Source organism: Aequorivita viscosa (genome assembly GCF_900106795.1).
GTDB lineage: Bacteria > Bacteroidota > Bacteroidia > Flavobacteriales > Flavobacteriaceae > Aequorivita > Aequorivita viscosa.
Map to the genome: position 1 here is coordinate 61,900 of NZ_FNNS01000016.1, position 19,496 is coordinate 81,395.

18 protein-coding genes are annotated in these 19,496 nt (G+C 36.4%); 16 read left to right on the forward strand and 2 right to left on the reverse strand.

Features of this window, described 5'->3' with window-relative positions; genetic code table 11:
• Position 1: 1 nt before the first annotated feature.
• The 5 genes from BLW28_RS10295 to BLW28_RS10320 all read left to right on the forward strand — a co-directional run bounded on the left by BLW28_RS10295 (position 2) and on the right by BLW28_RS10320 (position 4,592).
• Positions 2-988: an MlaD family protein gene (locus BLW28_RS10295; protein ID WP_073218942.1), complete on the forward strand. Its 987-nt coding sequence runs from the start codon at positions 2-4 to the stop codon at positions 986-988.
• A gap of 47 nt (positions 989-1,035) precedes the next feature.
• Positions 1,036-1,668, forward strand: a complete 633-nt coding sequence (locus BLW28_RS10300; RefSeq protein ID WP_073218939.1) for a Crp/Fnr family transcriptional regulator — start codon at positions 1,036-1,038, stop codon at positions 1,666-1,668.
• A gap of 107 nt (positions 1,669-1,775) precedes the next feature.
• Positions 1,776-2,801, forward strand: coding sequence for a c-type heme family protein (locus BLW28_RS10305; RefSeq protein ID WP_073218936.1), 1,026 nt, complete (start codon positions 1,776-1,778; stop codon positions 2,799-2,801).
• Between the two features lie 43 nt (positions 2,802-2,844).
• Positions 2,845-3,426 carry a methyltransferase gene (locus BLW28_RS10310; RefSeq protein WP_394331663.1) on the forward strand — a complete coding sequence of 194 codons (582 nt, stop codon included), beginning with the start codon at positions 2,845-2,847 and terminating at the stop codon, positions 3,424-3,426.
• Between the two features lie 713 nt (positions 3,427-4,139).
• A complete protein-coding gene (locus tag BLW28_RS10320) occupies positions 4,140-4,592 on the forward strand; it encodes a methyltransferase family protein (RefSeq protein WP_083540722.1) in 453 nt (150 codons plus the stop codon).
• A gap of 323 nt (positions 4,593-4,915) precedes the next feature.
• Here the strand turns inward: BLW28_RS10320 and upp are convergent, their stop codons facing one another.
• Entirely contained in the window at positions 4,916-5,572 is a 657-nt protein-coding gene (upp, locus tag BLW28_RS10325) for a uracil phosphoribosyltransferase (protein ID WP_073218928.1), read from the reverse strand.
• Between the two features lie 353 nt (positions 5,573-5,925).
• Between upp and BLW28_RS10330 the strand changes: the two genes are divergently transcribed.
• From BLW28_RS10330 to BLW28_RS10345, 4 genes are all read left to right on the forward strand, one after another.
• On the forward strand, positions 5,926-6,744 hold the full coding sequence (locus BLW28_RS10330) for a sulfite exporter TauE/SafE family protein (protein WP_073218925.1): 819 nt from the start codon (positions 5,926-5,928) through the stop codon (positions 6,742-6,744).
• A 64-nt stretch (positions 6,745-6,808) separates the two neighbouring features.
• Positions 6,809-7,078 carry a heavy-metal-associated domain-containing protein gene (locus BLW28_RS10335; RefSeq protein ID WP_073218922.1) on the forward strand — a complete coding sequence of 90 codons (270 nt, stop codon included), beginning with the start codon at positions 6,809-6,811 and terminating at the stop codon, positions 7,076-7,078.
• Positions 7,079-7,085: 7 nt separating this feature from the next.
• Positions 7,086-7,685: a class I SAM-dependent methyltransferase gene (locus BLW28_RS10340; protein WP_073218919.1), complete on the forward strand. Its 600-nt coding sequence runs from the start codon at positions 7,086-7,088 to the stop codon at positions 7,683-7,685.
• A gap of 115 nt (positions 7,686-7,800) precedes the next feature.
• A complete protein-coding gene (locus BLW28_RS10345; protein ID WP_073218917.1) occupies positions 7,801-8,463 on the forward strand; it encodes a peroxiredoxin in 663 nt (220 codons plus the stop codon).
• 48 nt (positions 8,464-8,511) lie between these two features.
• Here the strand turns inward: BLW28_RS10345 and BLW28_RS15620 are convergent, their stop codons facing one another.
• Positions 8,512-8,691 carry a hypothetical protein gene (locus BLW28_RS15620; RefSeq protein ID WP_143036864.1) on the reverse strand — a complete coding sequence of 60 codons (180 nt, stop codon included), beginning with the start codon at positions 8,689-8,691 and terminating at the stop codon, positions 8,512-8,514.
• A gap of 54 nt (positions 8,692-8,745) precedes the next feature.
• Here BLW28_RS15620 and BLW28_RS10350 point away from each other — a divergent pair, with 54 nt between their 5' ends.
• The 7 genes from BLW28_RS10350 to BLW28_RS10380 all read left to right on the forward strand — a co-directional run bounded on the left by BLW28_RS10350 (position 8,746) and on the right by BLW28_RS10380 (position 19,153).
• On the forward strand, positions 8,746-10,092 hold the full coding sequence (locus BLW28_RS10350) for an MBL fold metallo-hydrolase (RefSeq protein ID WP_073218915.1): 1,347 nt from the start codon (positions 8,746-8,748) through the stop codon (positions 10,090-10,092).
• Between the two features lie 127 nt (positions 10,093-10,219).
• Positions 10,220-11,554, forward strand: coding sequence for a cytochrome ubiquinol oxidase subunit I (locus BLW28_RS10355; protein WP_073218912.1), 1,335 nt, complete (start codon positions 10,220-10,222; stop codon positions 11,552-11,554).
• Between the two features lie 2 nt (positions 11,555-11,556).
• Positions 11,557-12,633: a cytochrome d ubiquinol oxidase subunit II gene (gene cydB / locus BLW28_RS10360; protein WP_073218909.1), complete on the forward strand. Its 1,077-nt coding sequence runs from the start codon at positions 11,557-11,559 to the stop codon at positions 12,631-12,633.
• A gap of 22 nt (positions 12,634-12,655) precedes the next feature.
• The gene (locus BLW28_RS10365; RefSeq protein WP_073218906.1) at positions 12,656-12,958 is read left to right on the forward strand and encodes a hypothetical protein; all 303 of its coding nucleotides are present in this window, start codon (positions 12,656-12,658) and stop codon (positions 12,956-12,958) included.
• 168 nt (positions 12,959-13,126) lie between these two features.
• On the forward strand, positions 13,127-13,507 hold the full coding sequence (locus tag BLW28_RS10370; protein ID WP_073218903.1) for a hypothetical protein: 381 nt from the start codon (positions 13,127-13,129) through the stop codon (positions 13,505-13,507).
• 137 nt (positions 13,508-13,644) lie between these two features.
• Positions 13,645-17,976, forward strand: coding sequence for a CusA/CzcA family heavy metal efflux RND transporter (locus BLW28_RS10375; RefSeq protein WP_073218900.1), 4,332 nt, complete (start codon positions 13,645-13,647; stop codon positions 17,974-17,976).
• Between the two features lie 10 nt (positions 17,977-17,986).
• Positions 17,987-19,153, forward strand: a complete 1,167-nt coding sequence (locus BLW28_RS10380) for an efflux RND transporter periplasmic adaptor subunit (protein ID WP_073218898.1) — start codon at positions 17,987-17,989, stop codon at positions 19,151-19,153.
• The last annotated feature ends 343 nt before the right edge of the window (positions 19,154-19,496 follow it).

Below are 19,496 nucleotides of genomic sequence, written 5' to 3' on the forward strand. Positions count from 1 at the left end.
TATGGCAAAATCGACTTCACAAAAAATAAAAGTTGGAATATTCGTGGTTGTGGGAACTATCCTTCTCATTGGCGCACTTTATTCCATAGGAAAACGGCAGCATATTTTCAGCAAAACCACACAGGTTTATGCCGTTTTTGGAAACGTAAATGGGTTGCAAATAGGTAATAATGTCCGCTATTCTGGAATAAACGTTGGCACGGTAAGTAAAATTGAAATGACCGAAGTTGGAAAGATTACAATCCAAATGTCGGTAGAAGAAAAAACCGCCTCATTTATCAAGAAAGATGCAATCGCTTCCATTGGGTCAGATGGGTTGGTGGGTAGTATGGTTGTAAATATTATCCCAGGTAAAAACAAGCAAGCCGTGCGAATCGCTACTGGCGATACCATTCAGTCGTACAGTAAAATTGGGGCAGACGATATGCTTTCAACATTAAATACAACAAATGAAAATGCTGCTCTATTGACTTCGGATTTATTGAAAATAACCAATCAGATTTTAGAAGGAAAAGGAACTTTAGGTGCCTTGATCAACGATACGATCTTGGCTCAAGACATTCGGCAAATAATGATTGAGCTTAGAAAAACCTCTGAAGGAACAGGGTTGGCTGTGTCTAGAATAAACAGGATTATTTCTAAAATTAATTATGATGAAAGCGCCGCGGCTGTAATTTTGAGCGATACGGTTACAGCAAATCAAATTAGAAATGTATTTGAAAATCTTGAAAAATCTAGTGAGGATATAAATGAAGTAACCAAAAATTTGAATGAATATTTAACTGAAATTAAATCAGGAAAAGGCGCATTAAATTATATTACACAAGACGAAACCTTTGTGAAAAATGTTGATTCTACAATGCTTCAGATAAAAGAAGCATCCGAAAAATTAAACCAAAACATGGAAGCCCTAAAACACAATTTCTTCTTCCGTGGCTATTTCAGAAAACTAGAGAGACAAGAACGAAGAGCAGCCAAAGCGAAGTGATTTTAAATCCGTATTTTAGCTATTCAAAAACCACCAAAATAATTTGAATGCTAAGTAATTTAAAACAAAACTTCTCGCATCTTTTTGAAGATGATTTGATAGCAGAAATAAACCAAGTAGGTAATTTAATACACGTAACAGAAGGGGACAAGCTAATTGAAATTGGAGATTATTTGCGCTCTATGCCGTTATTGATTTCGGGAGCTATAAAAATCCTGAGAGAAGATAGCGAAGGCGACGAGCTTTTATTGTACTTTCTAGAACCCGGTGATACTTGCGCCATGACCCTTACTTGCTGTTTAGGACAAAAAAAGAGTGAAATTAGGGCCCTCGCGGAATTAGACACCACACTGGTTATGATCCCAGTTCAAAAAATGGAAGAATGGATGGGCAGGTTTAAAAGTTGGCGAAACTTTGTATTGGCCAGTTATCACACACGGCTTATGGAAATGCTTGATACCATTGACAGCATCGCCTTTTTGAATATGGATGAGCGATTGGTAAAATACCTTCGCGACAAAAAAAATATTGCGAAAACTGATGTAATTGCTTCCACGCATCAAGAAATTGCTTACGAACTGCACACATCGCGAGTAGTGGTTTCACGTTTGTTGAAGAAATTGGAATCAATGGGGAAAATAGCGCTTAACCGAAACAGTATCAAGATAATTGAACTTTAAAGAAATTGCTTTTTAAACTTTATTTTTCGGGCTGAATGTAACTTTTGTTACTGCTAAAAATTCTTTTCTAGCTTATTTTTGAAATGTTTCAACTTAAACCGCATCTTATGAAAATATTTCTCACATTTTTTATGGCTATTCTGTTGGCTTCCTGTAACGATACTGTTCGTAAAGAGTATTCAGGAATGACAGCAAATGATGATTTTGCTAAAGCAGAACTTGTTCAAAATCATCCAGGAAAAAAATTGATGGAAAACAATTGCTACGTTTGTCATAACCCGAAAACAGCCGAAGATCGCATGATTGCCCCACCCATGGTAGCGGTGAAAATGCACTATCTTTCCGAAGAAACTTCAAAAGAAGAATTTAGTAATAATATGGTCACGTTTTTAGAAAAACCATCCAAAGCAAATTCAAAAATGCCCGGTGCGGTTAAAAAGTTTGGTTTAATGCCATATCAGTTCTATCCAAAGGAAACCATCAGGCAGATTGCAGATTATATGTACGATAACGACATAGAAGAACCTGAGTGGTTTGAGGCGCATTATTCCGAAATGCACGGCGATAGACCTAGAATGAAAGGGAAAAAAGGACAGGGCAAAGGCAAAGGAATGATGAGAAGCAATCAAACAGGTAATACGCAACAATTAACAATTGAAGAACACGGAATGCAAATGGCGCAAACCACAAAAGCTGAATTAGGTAAAAACTTAATGGGACAAATTCAAAAAAATGGAGTAATCGCAGCACTCGATTTCTGTAATATCCAAGCCATGCCTATAACCGATAGCATGTCGGTAGTGCACAATGCACATATTAAACGGGTATCAGACAAGCCAAGGAACCCTAAAAACAAAGCCAATGCAATAGAATTGGAACACGTGCAGACATTTAAAAACCAAGTGGCTGCCGGTAAGGAGGTCAAGCCTATTGTAACTTCGATGGGAGAAAAAAGCAAGTTTTACTATCCCATTGTAACCAATTCTATGTGCCTAAAATGCCACGGTACGCCTGAAAAAGAAATAGAAAGTCTTACGCTAACAAATATTTTGAAGCACTATCCAAACGATAAAGCAACAGGATATGGTGAAAATGAAGTTAGGGGAATTTGGAGTATTGAGTTTGATAAATAATTATTCAGATTAAGCACTTGCGTTAAAAAAAGTTATGGCGAATTTGAAATTGGACGAATCGTTTTGGAGTGAGAAGTATTTAGATGGACACACAGGATGGGATATTGGGTATGTTTCAACACCATTAAAAGAATATATCGATCAGCTTACAGATAAGGAATTAAAAATATTAATCCCTGGAGGCGGAAATTCTTATGAAGCAGAATATCTTTTCGAGAATGGATTTAAAAATGTTTCAGTTATCGATATTTCGACCATTCCCCTTGAAAACTTGTTAAAACGGGTTCCGTCTTTTCCGAAGAAAAATCTTTTGCATCTCGACTATTTTGAGCTTGAAGAAACGTATGATCTTATTATAGAACAGACCTTTTTCTGTGCTCTCAACCCAGAAATAAGAAAAGAATATGTTCAAAAAACACATCAGTTATTGAAGCCAAATGGAAAGTTGGTAGGCTTGCTATTCAATATTCCGTTAAATAACGACACACCTCCTTTTGGTGGAAATGAGCTTGAATACCGTTCTCTTTTTGAAGAGAAGTTTATAATCGATATAATGGAAACCGCTTATAATTCCATTCCACAACGTACAGGAAATGAACTTTTCGTTTATATGAGAAAGAGGTGAAGATGAATCCGAAATCGAAAACGAAATTGAAATCGAAATCGAAACTGAAACCCCAATTGATGTTGAAACTTTAAGAGATACAGACCTTTGCGCCTTTGCGAGAGGGTTTCACGCGGAGGGCGCAGGGCATACGCGGAGGACGCAGAGAGGTGTGTTTTCTTGTGATTTGATTTATTACAATGAGAATTGTTTCTTAGAGAAACCTTTGCGCCTTCGCGCCTTTGCGAGAGAATTTCACGCAGAGTGCGCAGAGCACGCAGAGTGGTGTGTTTTCTTGTGATTTGATTTATTGTAATGAGGGTTACTTCATCGAAATCGAAATCGAAACTGAAACCCCAATTGATGTTGAAACTTTAAGAGATACAGACCTTTGCGCCTTTGCGAGAGGGTTTCACGCGGAGGGCGCAGAGCATACGCGGAGTACGCAAAGAGGTGTGTTTTCTTGTGATTTGATTTATTACAATGAGAATTGTTTCTTAGAGAAACCTTTGCGCCTTAGCGCCTTTGCGAGAAATTTTCACGCTGAGAGCGCCGAGCAGACGCGGAGTACGCAAAGAAGTGTGTTTTCTTGTGATTTCATTTATTGCAATGAGGATTACTTCATCGAAATCGAAACTGAAACCTAAATTGATGTTGAAATTTTATGAAATATAGACCTTCGCGCCTTTGTGAGAGATAACTTTGCGACCTTTGCGTGAAAACAAACATCCAATTTGAAAATTCCATTTAAAGACATACTATTCGTGGTGCTTCAATTTTTACTGTTTATAGCATTTTCTTTTGAAATTGATTCAATGGCAATTATATTTCCTGAAGTACTTTTTTGGTTTGGAGTAGTCATATTTGTAATTGGAGCTTTTATCACAATTACTGCTGCATTACAACTTAATTTCAATTTATCGCCATTTCCAAGTCCGTTACCCGGCTCAAACCTTATTGAAAATGGAGTTTATAAATTCATTCGCCATCCCATTTATACAGGTCTAATTTTGTCATTTTTCGGATTTGCGATTATCAGCGATTCAGGATATAGAATACTTATTACCGCTGTTCTTTTCTTGTTGTTTTATTTTAAAACCATTTATGAAGAAAAACGGCTCATTGAAAAGTTTCCAAGGTATTTAGAATACAAAAGTCGTTCAGGAAGGTTTTTTCCGTGGAGTTAAGGGGAAGGGAAATCAAAACCGAAACCGAAACGGAAACTGAAATCTAAATTGAAGATAAAAATTTTAAAGAGAATAAACCTTTGCGTTTTCTCGCCCTTAGAGAGAGAATTTCCTGTAGAGGGTGAATTTCCCGCAGATTTCGCAGAGAATACGCAGAGAAGGTAGAGGATTGAAAGATTAAGGAATTGAGGGGAAACGGAATCAGAGCGATTAGAAGTATTCTTCAATTTTATAGAAAATAAAACCTTTGTGCCTTCGCGTCTTTGCGAGAGATAAAACAGCTGTATTATCTTAAACTACCAACTACCAACTACCATCTAAAATCAATCAAGCCTCGGCCCATAGCAAAGATCTCCAGCATCACCAAGTCCTGGTACAATATAGCCACGTTCGTTTAGCGCATTGTCAACGGCTGCTATCCAAAGATGTGTGTTTTTAGGAAAAATCATATCGGCGAGTTCAATTCCAGCTTTTGCTCCAATTATAGATAGTATGTGAATTTCTTTTGGCTCCCCGTGATTTTCCATTGCTTTTAAAACATTTTCCAGCGTTTTTCCAGTTGCGAGCATTGGATCGGCCAGAATTAAGGTTTTTCCTTCAATTGAAGGGGACGCTAAATACTTAACGATTACTTCAAAATCATCTCCTCCGTGAGGATGATGTCTGTAAGCAGATACAAAAGCATTTTCTACACCATCAAAATAATTTAAAATTCCTTGGTGCAAAGGGATTCCAGCGCGTAGAATAGAACAAATTACAAGATCGGAAGTAGGAACATTAATGGTCTTTTTACCCAACGGAGTTGTAACAGACTTAGAAGTGTATTCTAAAGTCTTACTCATTTCATAACTTAAAATTTCTCCAATCCGTTCAATATTTCTCCGAAAGCGCATGCTATCTTTTTGGATAGAAATATCGCGAACTTCACAAATGTACTGGTTAATCAGGGTGTTTTCTTTACTAAAGTCGTGGATTATCATAATTTATGAATCAATCGGTTAAAAAAAATGTGAGTTCGAAGTTACAATTTCTTCACGATGAATTAAAATAAAATAGTAAGTTGATTTATACCTTGATTTTAGATGTATACCAACAATTTCAAAAATAACTAGTCTAATGAAGTTAGGAATTATTGAAGTACCATGTATTAATGATCTAAATGAAGCGAAAACGTAACAATATGTGCAATTTCTGAAGTAATGATGCTTTTCAATTATACAAAAGGGTGAGCCGAATCATAACTTGTTGAAAAGTAATATTGTATGTTATCAATGTAACTCTTGTTACTGCCCAAGGAATTTATAAGTACTATTTTCGCAGGAAGTAAAAATCTATGGAATTAATAGAAATTTTCGGTTATTTAAGTGCACTGGCAATCGGTATTTCCCTCGGAATTATTGGCGGTGGTGGTTCTATTTTGGCCGTCCCCGTTTTGGCATATTTATTTTCAATCGATGAAAAAGCTGCAACTGCATATTCTTTATTTATTGTTGGGGCGAGTGCTTTGGTGGGTGGAATAAAGCAACATATAAAAGGTTTTGTAGATTGGCGAACTGCTATTGTATTCGGTGTTCCAGCAATAGTAGGAGTTACGTTAATCCGATATTTTGTTATTCCTTGGTTGCCAGATATTCTGTTTTCAATAAACGATTTTGAATTTACCAGACGTATGGGGATGTTTGGTTTGTTTGCTGTTTTAATGATTCCTGCAGGTATATCAATGCTTAAATCAAAAGAAGAAGTAACGAGCAATGAAAGTGAAAAAGTAAAATACAATTATCCGCTTATTATTTTAGAAGGGGTAGTGGTTGGATCTATTACCGGTTTAATTGGTGCTGGAGGCGGTTTTTTAATTATTCCTGCGCTCGTATTATTGGCAAAAGTTAAAATGAAGGTTGCCGTGGGTACATCCCTAATAATTATTGCCCTAAAATCTTTACTTGGTTTCCTTTTTGGAGATGCCTTGACAATGGCAATCGATTGGCCTTTTTTAATGATATTCACGGGGTTGTCTTTTATCGGCATTTTTATTGGTAGCTATCTAAGCAACTTTATAAACGGCACCAAACTAAAAATAGGCTTCGGTTATTTCATATTTGTAATGGCCATATTCATCTTCTATATGGAGTTTTTTCTAAATAGTGCTGTGTAACTTATGTTACTTCGGCTCTGGGGTATAAATCATATTTTTATAAATTAATCTTATTCACAAAAAAATGAAAACATCAATAACAGTTCAAAACTTAAAATGTGGCGGTTGTGCCAATACAATTTTCACAAACCTATCTTCAATTCAAAATATTTCTGATGTAGAAGTAGTTGTAGATGAAAGCACTGTAACTTTCAGCTCTACAAGCCCTGAAGAAGCCCAAATGGTTAAAGAAAAACTGAAAAGTTTGGGGTATCCTTCTATAGACGATTCAAACTCATTAACATCCAAAGCCAAGTCGTTTGTAAGTTGTGCAACGGGTAAGCTTTCAAAATAAAATTAGTATGACAGGGTTTTGGGACAATAGATATAGCGACAAACAATTTGTCTATGGCACGCAACCAAACGCCTATATTAAAAAGAAGCTTGACAAACTTACGCCAGGGAAAATTCTTTTTCCAGCTGAAGGTGAAGGTCGAAATGCGATTTATGCTGCAAAATTAGGCTGGGACGTTACCGCTTTTGACAGTAGTGAAGTCGGGAAATCTAAAGCATTGCATTTGGCAGAACAAAACCAAGTGAGTTTGAATTATATAATTTCGGATGCTGAAAGTTTTATTTCGAAAGAAAAATTTGATGTGCTGGCACTATGCTATGCTCATTTTTCATTTGAAACAAGGCCTCAGATTCACAAGCAATTAGTTTCGTATGTCAAGCCCGGAGGCATCATAATTTTTGAAGCTTTTTCAAAAGAACAATTGGAGTATAATTCTGGAGGGCCAAAAAATGAAAAGATGCTGTTTTCAATTGAAGAAATAAAAAACGAATTTCCAAACGTTGAGTTTACAGAGTTAACAAAAAAACTTGTTGAGCTTAACGAGGGGGAACACCATAAAGGCACGGCTTCGGTTATTCGGTTTGTTGGCAAGGTTCTGGATTCTTAATTATTTAATTGATTATTAGTAATTTACAAGCTTATGTAACTTGTGTTACTGTGCAGTATTTTAATATAGTTTAATTTTATAGAAAATATAAAAGCAATAACAAAAACAAATTACTATGGAAGCAAATGCAGAATTACAACACATAAATACAATGCCGAGAATTGGCGATAAAGCACCGGATTTTACCGCCGTTACAACCAAAGGAAATATAAAATTTTCAGATTTCGCTAAAGATAAATGGGTTGTAATGTTTTCACATCCAGCCGATTTTACACCTGTCTGTACAACAGAAATGAGCGGATTTGCACAGCGAAAAAGCGAGTTTGATGCTTTGAATACAGAACTTTTAGGGTTAAGCATCGACAGTATTCACTCACATCTAGGTTGGGTTCAAAATGTTCGGGAAAATACAGGGGTTTATTTCGATTTCCCAATTATAGCCGATATAGATATGAAGGTGTCAAAGCTATACGGAATGCTTCAGCCCAATGAAAGTGAAACAGCAGCAGTTCGCGCGGTATTCTTTATAGATCCGAGTAAAAAAATCCGGTTAATTATGTATTACCCATTAAATGTTGGAAGGAATATGGACGAGATTTTACGTTCTTTGGAAGCACTTCAAATTTCGGATGAACATAATGTGGCAATGCCATTAGATTGGAAAAAAGGCGATAAAGTAATTGTAGGGCCTCCAAAAACATTAGACCAGTTAAATGAAAGGTTAGCAGACGATTCACTTGAAAAAGTAGATTGGTATTTGGCAAAAAAGAGCCTTTAATAGTTTAATGAAAAAATTTGATTAAATAAGTTTTCATATCAAATCGGTTTAAGTCGAGTACTTTATATTTATATTTAGGTCTCGACTTTGCCTACCTGCCAAAGGCACGTAGGCAGGTCTACCTGCCAAAGGCACGTAGGCAGGTCTACCTGCCAAAGGCACGTAGGCAGGTCTACCTGCCAAAGGCACGTAGGCAGGCTCAATCTGACAAACCGAAGTAGTATTCATCTTATTTATGACTTCAATTTAATAATCTTAAGTAGAATAAAATAGTATAGAAATATGACAATAAAACAATTTCAAGACGTTCCATTAGCGCATTATTCGTATGCAATAATCAGCGAAGGCAAAATGGCATTGGTAGATCCAGCAAGAGACCCAATGCCTTATTATAAATATGCTGAAGAAAACAACGCTAAAATTGTAGCGGTTTTTGAAACACATCCACACGCCGATTTTGTTAGTAGCCATTTTCAAATACACAAAGAAACAGGGGCGACAATTTATGTGAGTAAATTGGTTGGAGCGAGTTATCCGCACAAAACTTTTGATGATGGAGATACCGTTACCTTGGGTAAAACATTATTTTCTGCAATCAACACGCCTGGGCATTCCCCAGACGGAATTACCATTATAGCCAAAGATGAAAACGACAAACACGTTATGTTTTCGGGCGATACCTTGTTTATTGGCGATGTAGGGAGACCGGATTTACGTGAAAAAGCCGGGAATATGAGAGCTACGCGCGAAAAATTGGCTCAAAGTATGTACAATACGATGCAGCATAAATTTAATCATCTACCCGACGAAACCATACTATATCCCGCACACGGAGCAGGTTCGTTATGTGGTAAAAATATGAGTACAGATTCTTCCAGTACGCTCGGAAATGAACGAATTGGCAATTGGGCGTTCAAAAAGCAAACAGAGCAACAATTTGTAGATCATATACTAAGCGATCAACCTTTTATTCCTTCTTACTTTGGGTATAATGTCGACATCAACAAAAATGGAGCAAGCAATTTTGGAAAAAATGTAGGCGACGTTCCTTTGATGTTATGCGTAGATAATCTTCCAGACAACAGCTTGATTATAGATGTTAGGGATGAAACGGTTTTCAAAAAGAACCATATTCCGGGCAGTATAAACATTATGGCCCGTGGTGAAGACGACAAAGTGGAAACGTGGCTGGGAGCAATAGTAAAACCCGAAGAGAAATTCTATTTGGTTTTAAATTCTATTCATGATAAAGATGAAATTGTTGCCAGAATTGCCAAAATAGGATATGAAACCCAAATTGAAGCAGTCGTTACACTTTCAGACGAAGCTTCATTTAAAAAAGTGGAGGAAATCGATTTGGAGCATTTTGTAAAAAACAAAGATGCTTATTCAATTATCGACATTAGAAATAGAAGTGAAGTAGCAGAAGGTAAGTATTTTGACAATGCAATAAACATCCCGCTTAATGAATTGAGGGATTCTAAAGACCAAATTCCAACAAATAAACCCATCGTAGTGCATTGCGCTGGAGGATACAGAAGTACCTCAGGAACTAGTATTGTTGAAAATATGGTTACTGAAGTAAATGTGTATGATTTAAGTCAACGCATAAATGATTTTAAAGATTAAATAAACTTTACGCCTAAATATGAGAAAGGACGTAATCAAATACATCCTTTCTTCATTTATGTAACAAGTGTTACCAAGATAGTTGCTGTAATTATCTAAATTTGAATCATCCGAGATACACTCATTTATGGAAGACATGATATTTTATGATAGAATGCAATTTGCATTTACTATCACGTTTCATTATTTATTTCCGCAGTTAACTATGGGGCTATCATTAATGATAGTCTATTTTAAATGGCGATTTTTAAGAACCCAAATTGATAAGTATAACGATGCGGCCAAGTTTTGGATGAAGATTTTCGCACTCAACTTTGCGATGGGTGTGGTTACAGGGATTCCAATGGAATTTCAATTTGGAACCAATTGGGCTAAATTTTCTGAACTTACTGGCGGAATCATTGGTCAAACCCTTGCGATGGAGGGAATGTTTTCATTTTTTCTAGAGTCTTCGTTTTTAGGATTATTTCTTTTTGGAGAAAAGTTAATGGGCCAAAAGCTACATTTCCTTACTGGTTTTCTTGTGTTTTTAGGCTCTTGGGCGAGTGGTTATTTAATTATTGCTACACATTCTTGGATGCAATATCCTGTAGGTTATGAGATTTTAGAAAATGGGAAATTTGTACTTAATAACTTTGGAGCTTTATTTTCAAATCCTTGGCTTATGCCCGCATTTTTACATAATCAAATGGGGTCTTTAATTACTTCTTCCTTTGTAGTGGCAGCAGTTGGCGCATTTTATCTATTGAACAATAAACATAGTGAATTCGGAAAACTCTTCGTAAAGACAGGCGTTATTTTCGGTTTGGTCGCTAGTATTGTAGTGGCTTTTCCAACAGGAGATTGGATGGCAAAAAACGTTGCCATTCATCAACCAGTGACTTTTGCTGCAATGGAAGGTATTTTTGAAACCGAAGATGGTGGCGCGGAGATAATATTAATTGGCCAACCAGACGTAGAAAATAAAAAACTAGACAATAAAATTGCAGTGCCAAATGTGCTCAGCTTTTTAACTTACCAAAGATGGGATGCCGAGATTAAAGGATTAAATGAATTTGACGAAAGTGTACATCCCACAAACATTCCAGGGCTGTACTACTCGTATCATATTATGGTTGGTTTAGGTACAATTTTCATTGGATTATTACTTCTTGCAAACATTCAGTTGTTCCGAAAGAAACTCTACGAAACCAAATGGATACTATGGTCATTGATGTTTATGTTACCTTTTCCGTACATAGCCAATACCGCTGGTTGGTACACCGCCGAATTAGGCAGGCAACCTTGGTTAGTCTATAATCTCTTGCGAACTGTAGATGGTATTTCACCAACAGTTTCTTCAGGAAACACCCTGTTCACATTGCTCGGTTTTATCGGACTCTATTTATTGCTAGGTTTATTATTTATAATGTTAGCTGGAAAAATCATCAATAAAGGACCTGAAACCACAAAACAAATCTAACTATGGAATTATTCTGGTATATCGTTTTAATGACTATGCTTACCATTTATGTAATTTTAGATGGTTACGATTTTGGCGCAGGTATTATCCACCTATTCTTCGCAAAAAAAGAAAGAGATAAAAAGGCAATCAGAAATGCAATTGGACCTTTCTGGGATGCTAATGAAGTATGGCTAATTGCTGTTGGAGGTGTATTGTTTTTTGCTTTCCCAACCTTATACGCTTCATCGTTTAGCGGATTTTATTTGCCGTTGATAATGATTTTATGGCTACTCATTTTTCGGGCTATAGGTCTCGAATTAAGAGGACAAATTCACAACAGCATGTGGGAAGCTATTTGGGATAAAGCCTTCGGTATTTCAAGTTTACTATTAGCTTTATTCTTCGGAATAGCATTGGGAAACATAGTAAGAGGCGTAAATTTAGGAATGGTTACCGATGGTGTTTCTGCACACGAACCTCATTTTTTCTTTTTGCCTTTATGGAATTCAACTTTTAGTCCGCACGCAGAACACTTAGGTATAATTGATTGGTTTACGTTGTTACTGGGGGTAATTGGTGTTGTAGCCTTAGCTATTCACGGGGCAAATTGGATAATTTTTAAAACCAATTCAGATTTAAACCAAAAGCTTAAGCAAGTAGTTTTTAACTTGAATATTGTTTTGTTAATCTTAGTTATTATATCGCTATTTTCTTGGCATATAATCGACCCTAAACCATTTCATAATTTTGTAAAATACCCTTGGCTTTGGATCTTCCCGATCATCACATTTACTGGACTTTTCGGCTTATTTAAAGTCAAAAGCTTTAAAAAGGATGGGTTCGGATTTTTATTTTCAACCTTATTTCTATTTGGCGGATTAGCTACAACTGTATCTTCTATATTCCCCAACTTATTACCTTCTACAAATAACGTAAACCCTTCCCTAACCGTTTATAACGCAGCCGCACACGAGTATGGTTTATCGGTTGGTGTTTATTGGTTTGTAATTGCCGCAGTGTTGGTAGCTATTTATATGGTTATTCAGTATCGCGTTTTTAAAGGAAAGATGGACGATGTAGGGTATGGAGAACATTAGTAAGATTTAGTATTACTCCATTATGACAGATACATTAATTGCTATAATCAGTATTTTTATTGGAATCCTTGGTGCATTGCTTTTAAGTGTATTTAAGAAGAAATATTCAATGGGGTTCACAGGAAATACAATCGCTGGAATATTCGGGAGTATATTTTTTATTAAAATCTTCGGCAGGCTTGGTTTTGACCCTATTTCCATTATGAAAACAGGAGAAGTTAACTATGCACTCTTCGCTATAAATATGGCCGTTTCACTGGTAGGAGGCGCAATTGGCTTATTAGTTACTAAGCTAATTGTGACTAAGATGAATCAGAAAAAATAATTCATTTTTCTACTTTGTAACAAAAGTCACTGTATCTATCCTTTTAAATCACAATCTTTGAAATAATATTTTTAATTATATGAATTTCAGCAGTTACTAATAATCGTATTAATTAACCGATGCATATCATATTCAGTTCAGAAAAAAATATATATTTTTGAAACTCAAATGAAAGCCATATTCGCCATATCATTTTCTTTTCTCCTCGCTTTCCAAAGCATTGGCATTGGCATTCAGGATATATTTTTAGTAGGCAAACTAGTACAACACGCCCAATATCATTCAGAAAATTACGGAGACGACTTTTTTACATTTGTTCAAAAACACTACGGTACTGAAAAGGAAAATCATCAAGAACCTGAACACGAAGAATTGCCATTTCAGCATATTTCTTGTCAACACGTTTTAACCGATGTTGTGATTATTTCATTGGATATTACTTTACCAAAAGTGGAAATAAACATTCCACAATCTCATAAATTTTATTACCAAAACTTATATTCCTCTTTGGAAAAAATTTCAATTTTCCAACCTCCAAAATTCGCATAACTAAATAGACCTTTTGGAAATTATCTATTTCCAATTGCAAGTTTTTACTGCTCCAAACTAGGATCGGTATTCCAACAATTTTCTATTGATTCATACTTCAGCAATTTATCAGTTGAAGTTCAAAGATTAATTTAGTTATGTTATCAAAAATCATTCAATTTAGCATCAACCATAAACTCATTATCGGGTTATTTACCCTTGTTTTGATTGGCTTTGGTGTGTTTTCCCTTACACAATTACCTATTGGGGCTGTTCCTGATATTACCAACAATCAAGTGCAGGTTATTACCACTTCCCGCAACCTTTCTACTCAGGATATGGAACAATTTATCACCTACCCTGTCGAGTTGGAAATGGCCAACTTACCTGGGGTAGTTGAAATTCGTTCTACTTCAAAATTTGGACTTTCAGTAGTTACTATTGTTTTTGAAGAAAGTATGGGTACGTACTTGCCCAGACAACTTATTGCAGAGAAAATTCAATCTGCATCCGAAAATATTCCCGAAGGATTTGGCACACCTCAAATGGGCCCGATAACCACTGGTCTTGGCGAAATTTATCAATACATTCTAGACGTAAAGCCAGGTTATGAAGATAAATATACCACTACTGAACTGCGCACAATTCAAGATTGGATTGTAAAAAGACAGCTCTCCGGAATTCCTGGTGTAGTTGAAGTAAATACTTGGGGAGGACATTTAAAGCAATACGAAGTTGCTATAAATACCAACAAGCTGAATGCGATGAATATTACCGCTTCAGAAATATTTACTGCATTAGAAAAAAACAACAGTGTTTCTGGCGGTGGTTATATTGAAAAGGAAAATCAAGCTTATTTTATTCGCGGGGAAGGCTTGGCGACTTCATTAGAAGATATTGGAAATATTGTAGTGAAAAACGATAATGGCTTCCCTATTTATGTGAAGGATGTCGCCAAAGTACAGTTTGGTAGTGCCCCTCGCTTTGGTGCTATTACTGGAAATGGAGAAGGCGAAAAAATCCTCGGACAGATAATGATGCTGAAAGATGGCGATTCCAATCAAGTAATAAATGCCGTACAAGAAAGAGTTGCAGAAATAGCAGAATCTCTACCTGAAGGGGTTTATATAAATCCGTTTTTGGATAGAAGTGTGCTGATTGGTAAAACCACCTTTACAATTGCTGAAAACCTTATTCTCGGGATACTTATTGTAATTTTTGTAGTGGTGTTACTATTAGGGAATTTCCGTTCAGGATTAGTGGTAGCCTCTGTTATCCCGCTGTCTTTGCTTTTCACGCTCTCGATGATGTACTTATTTGGTGTGGACGCAAACTTGATGAGTCTTGGCGCTATCGACTTTGGAATTATCATTGACGGTGCAGTAATTATAGTTGAATTTGTCGCTTTTCAAATTAGTAAAAACGCTTCAAAACTCAATGCACTTCCTTTATCAGAAAGGCGATTAGCAAAAGATAACCTCACCTGGAATAGCGCTTCAAAAATGATGAATTCTGCCATTTTTGGGCAACTTATTATTCTTATAGTTTTTATTCCCATTCTTTCATTAAGCGGTGTGGAAGGCAAAATGTTTAGACCAATGGCGATGACGTTTAGTTTTGCGCTTATCGGAGCTATGATTTTGTGTTTTACTTATGTTCCTGTAGCTGCTTCCCTATTTTTAAAACCCGAGGAAGCTTCCAAAAGAAACATTTCTGTTCGGATAATGACTTTCTTAAATCGTTTTTACGAACCGTCAATTCGTTGGGCATTGGGAGCGAAAAAACTGGTTTTAAGTATTGCTGTTTTAATCCTTGCAGTTACTGTTTATATTTTTACTACTATGGGTGGCGAGTTTGTCCCTACGCTTGACGAAGGTGATTTTGTAATTCAGCCTGTATTAAAAACGGGGACTTCTCTTAGCAATACCATTGATATTACTACTCAAATTGAAAAAATTCTCATTGATAACTTCCCAGAAGTTGATCAAGTGGTTAGCCGTATTGGTGCCGCAGAAGTTCCTACAGACCCAATGTCCATGGAACAAAGTGATGTTATAATCACTTTAAAACCAATAAAGGAATGGACATCCGCCTCAACTAAAAATGAGTTAGCTGAGAAATTTAAAGAAGCCTTAGCAATAATTCCTGGGATGGAAGTGGAATTCACCCAGCCTATCGAAATGCGTTTTAACGAACTTATTACAGGAGTTAGAGCAGATATTGCGATTAAGATTTTTGGAGAAAACCTCGATATACTAAATAAAAAGGCGAACGAAATAAAAGGCCTAATAGAAAATGTTGAAGGTGCCGATGATATTATCGTAGAAAAAGTTGCCGGCCTACCCGAAATGAATGTAAAGTTCGACAGAAATAAAATCGCACGGTACGGTTTAAACATTGAAGATTTAAATGAAATGATCTCAATGGGCTTCGCTGGAAAATCTTTGGGAAGCATTTTTGAAGGTGAAAAACGTTTTGATTTAGTGGTTCGTTTAGATGAAAATAACCGTCGTGATCTTTCAAATCTTCAAAACCTTTATGTTGATATTCCTACTGGTGGAAAAATTCCTTTAAGTGAACTTGCAGAAATAAAATACTCCAAAGGTGCTGCGCAAATTTCCCGAGACGACACAAAACGTCGCATTGTAGTTGGGGTAAATGTTAGAAGTCGCGATCTACAAAGTGTAGTTGATGATGTTCAAAAAATAATTGACGATAACCTCAAACTTCCTGCTGGCTACACCATTGATTACGGAGGTCAGTTTGAGAATCTTCAAAGTGCAAAAAACAGACTTTTAATCGCCGTCCCCATTGCATTACTGCTGATTTTTATAATGCTTTATTTCGCTTTTAATTCAGTAAAAGAAGCTTTGATGATTTACTCTGCAATTCCTTTGGCAGCGGTTGGTGGCGTGTTGTTGCTTTGGATTCGCGATATGCCTTTTAGCATCTCGGCAGGTGTTGGTTTTATAGCCCTCTTTGGAATTGCCGTACTTAACGGAATTGTTTTAATAGAACATTTTAAAGAACTTAAAAAAGAAGGAAGGACAGATAAAAACGAACTTATAGTACAAGGTACAAAAGACCGTTTACGTGCAGTATTACTAACCGCTTCGGCAGCGGCACTCGGATTTTTACCGATGGCTGTTTCAACAAATGCTGGGGCTGAAGTTCAAAGACCATTAGCTACTGTGGTAATTGGTGGTTTGATAACAGCTACAATTCTAACCTTAATAGTTTTACCTGTGTTATTTTCAATTTTTGATTCTGATAAAAAGAAGAAGCCTAAAAAGAAATTAGGGAAGTCATTGCCAATTACAATTGTCGTACTACTTCTAAGTTTTTCAGGATTGGCTCAGCAGAATCCGAAATCGTTGCAAGATTTACAGCAAATGGCTTTGGAAAACAATGCCGGACTCAAAGCTTCCTCACTTCAGATGGATGAAGCCAATGCTTTAATTGGTAGTGCTTTCCGTTTTGATAAAACCACCGTTTTTTATGAATTTGACGAAAACAATATGGCGCCCAACAATGAGCCTCTTAAAGTTTTTGGTGTGGAACAAGACTTTCTTTTCCCAACAGTTTACTTCGCTGAACAGCATGTAAATAAGCGTCAGTTTGAAATGCAAAGCAAGCAATACCAACTTCAAAAACGCAAAACTGAAGGGTTTGTTGCAGCAGCCTATTATCAATATCAATATGAGAAAAACAGAGTAGGTGTTTATGAGAGATTGGATAGTTTGTATCAAAATTTTGCTCACGCAGCCCAACGCCGTTTTGAATTAGGGGAAACAAATTACCTAGAAAAGATAACCGCTCGTGCCAAACAACGACAGTTAGAAACCGATTTCAATCAGACTAAAGAAGATGTATTAATTGCATTGGAGCAACTAAAAACTGTAGTTCAATCTAAAGATAGTTTGCTGATTACTGAGCAACCCCTTGAGAAACTTCAACTTTCAATTGCAGCCTCAGAACAACATCCAGCATTAGACTATTATGAAAGTAGAAACAACTTTTTTCAAGCTAAGAGCAGTCTTGAAAAGCAGCGCTTACTTCCAGATATCAGTCTTTCGTATTCCTTGGGGACTAATTCGGGTTTAAATCAGAATCTGTACGCCTATCAAATCGGACTTAAAATTCCGTTGCTTTTTGGCGGAAATGCTTCAAAAATAAAAGCATCAAAGATTGCCGCAGATGTAAGTCAGCAGCAAGCTGAAGATTATAAAATTCACTTGAATTCGCGAAAAGTGCAGTTGCTCAATGAAGTTTCAAAATATGAAGATGCACTTCAGTATTACGAAACCGAAGGAAAATCACTTTCAGAAGAAATTTTAAAGACAGCCAATATCAGTTTCAAAAATGGAGAAATAGACTTTTTTCAATACATCCAAAGTCTTGAAAACGTCTACGAAATTGAATTACAACATCTAGAAAACCTCAATAAATACAACCAAGCAGTAATCGCTATCAACTATTTAACGCTTTAAAAAATTAATTATGCAGTATATAAAATCAATTTTGTTGCTATTAGCCTTCATTTTGGCATCGTGTAACATTTCAGAAAAAGAAGTGGAATCTACTGACTCTACTTCAGAAGAAATTGCAGACGGAAATATTCATCTTTCAAAAGCACAGTTTGAAAACGCCAAAATGGAAATTGGGCAACTTACCGAAAAGCCATTTGCTCAAACAGTACAAACCAATGGCGTAATTGATGTGCCACCACAAAGTCGAGCGGTAGTTAGCGCTTTTGCTGGAGGTTATATTAAAAACACACCGTTATTAGTTGGAAGCAAAGTTTCAAAAGGACAGCGCTTGGTTACCATCGAAAATCCAGAGTTTATCACAATGCAGCAGAATTATATGGAAACTGTGGCGCAGCTTTCATACCTAAACTCGGAATACGAGCGACAAAAGACAATGCTAGCCGAAAAAATTACTTCACAGAAAAGTTATTTAAAAGCCGAAAGTGAATACAAAACAGCCTTAGCGAGAAGTAATAGTTTAAAGAAAAACCTTGAAATGTTGAATATAAATCCAGCTTCCGTAGCCGCTGGAAATATAGTTTCGCAAGTAAATATTTATAGTCCGCTTGATGGCAATGTAACGCAAGTATATGTAAACACTGGAACTTACGTTTCGCCAGCCGATAAGATTATTGAGATAATGAACACCGACCATATTCATATGGAATTGAAGGTTTTTGAAAAAGATCTGCTTCAACTTAAAAAAGATCAGGAAATACTGTTTTCAGTGCCAGAAGCTTCCACCGAAACTTTTAAAGGCGATGTGCATTTGGTTGGAACTTCTATAGACCCAAATTCAAGAATTGCAATGATTCACGGACATATAAATGAAAAAGACGAGCAAAATTTCACGGCAGGAATGTTTGTAGAAGCACAAATCGTGATTGGCACTTCAAATCACTTAGCACTTCCTGAAGACGCTATAGTAGAACTGGAAGGAAAGAATTTCGTTTTACTAATTGAGAAAGAAGATGCTGAAGAATTCGAATTACATCCCGTAGCAGTAAAAATAGGTGCAACTTACAACGGCTATACAAGTATAGAAAATGCTTCGGAGTTTAAAAAAGATAGTAAATTTTTAACCAAAGGCGGATTCGTTTTGATGCAGGAAGAAGGTGCTGGTGGGCATAGTCACTGATGAAGTTGAAAACGAAATCGAAATCGAAGTTGAAGTTGAAGTTGAAGATGAAGTTGAAGATGAAGTCGAAAAAAGAAATGTATAATCTAGTTTCTGACGGTTACGAGTTCCTTCCCCTTGATACTTTATTAAATATTTATACGAAATTATTTTTTAGGGGAGGGTGGTAGCTGCGTGATAGGTCAATTGAGAGCTATATTTACAATCCAGCTGTCGGAAGAGGTTAAGGATAATCGTAGAACGCCAATATCCTGCAAGGCGTTGTCTTTTCCGCTGCCAATCGGAACAGGCCTCCTTATAGGTCTTTACCGAAATCTTAGCGACTTAGCGCCTTTGCGAGAGT

Coding starts and splice junctions, on each gene's coding strand:
- upp (WP_073218928.1), bottom strand. CDS start 5,572: ATGATAATCCACGACTTTAGTAAAGAAAACACCCTGATTAACCAGTAC.
- BLW28_RS10380 (WP_073218898.1), top strand. CDS start 17,987: ATGCAGTATATAAAATCAATTTTGTTGCTATTAGCCTTCATTTTGGCA.
- BLW28_RS10300 (WP_073218939.1), top strand. CDS start 1,036: ATGCTAAGTAATTTAAAACAAAACTTCTCGCATCTTTTTGAAGATGAT.
- BLW28_RS10375 (WP_073218900.1), top strand. CDS start 13,645: ATGTTATCAAAAATCATTCAATTTAGCATCAACCATAAACTCATTATC.
- BLW28_RS10295 (WP_073218942.1), top strand. CDS start 2: ATGGCAAAATCGACTTCACAAAAAATAAAAGTTGGAATATTCGTGGTT.
- BLW28_RS10350 (WP_073218915.1), top strand. CDS start 8,746: ATGACAATAAAACAATTTCAAGACGTTCCATTAGCGCATTATTCGTAT.
- BLW28_RS10335 (WP_073218922.1), top strand. CDS start 6,809: ATGAAAACATCAATAACAGTTCAAAACTTAAAATGTGGCGGTTGTGCC.
- BLW28_RS10305 (WP_073218936.1), top strand. CDS start 1,776: ATGAAAATATTTCTCACATTTTTTATGGCTATTCTGTTGGCTTCCTGT.
- BLW28_RS10345 (WP_073218917.1), top strand. CDS start 7,801: ATGGAAGCAAATGCAGAATTACAACACATAAATACAATGCCGAGAATT.
- BLW28_RS15620 (WP_143036864.1), bottom strand. CDS start 8,691: ATGAATACTACTTCGGTTTGTCAGATTGAGCCTGCCTACGTGCCTTTG.
- BLW28_RS10370 (WP_073218903.1), top strand. CDS start 13,127: ATGAAAGCCATATTCGCCATATCATTTTCTTTTCTCCTCGCTTTCCAA.
- BLW28_RS10365 (WP_073218906.1), top strand. CDS start 12,656: ATGACAGATACATTAATTGCTATAATCAGTATTTTTATTGGAATCCTT.
- cydB (WP_073218909.1), top strand. CDS start 11,557: ATGGAATTATTCTGGTATATCGTTTTAATGACTATGCTTACCATTTAT.
- BLW28_RS10355 (WP_073218912.1), top strand. CDS start 10,220: ATGGAAGACATGATATTTTATGATAGAATGCAATTTGCATTTACTATC.
- BLW28_RS10330 (WP_073218925.1), top strand. CDS start 5,926: ATGGAATTAATAGAAATTTTCGGTTATTTAAGTGCACTGGCAATCGGT.
- BLW28_RS10340 (WP_073218919.1), top strand. CDS start 7,086: ATGACAGGGTTTTGGGACAATAGATATAGCGACAAACAATTTGTCTAT.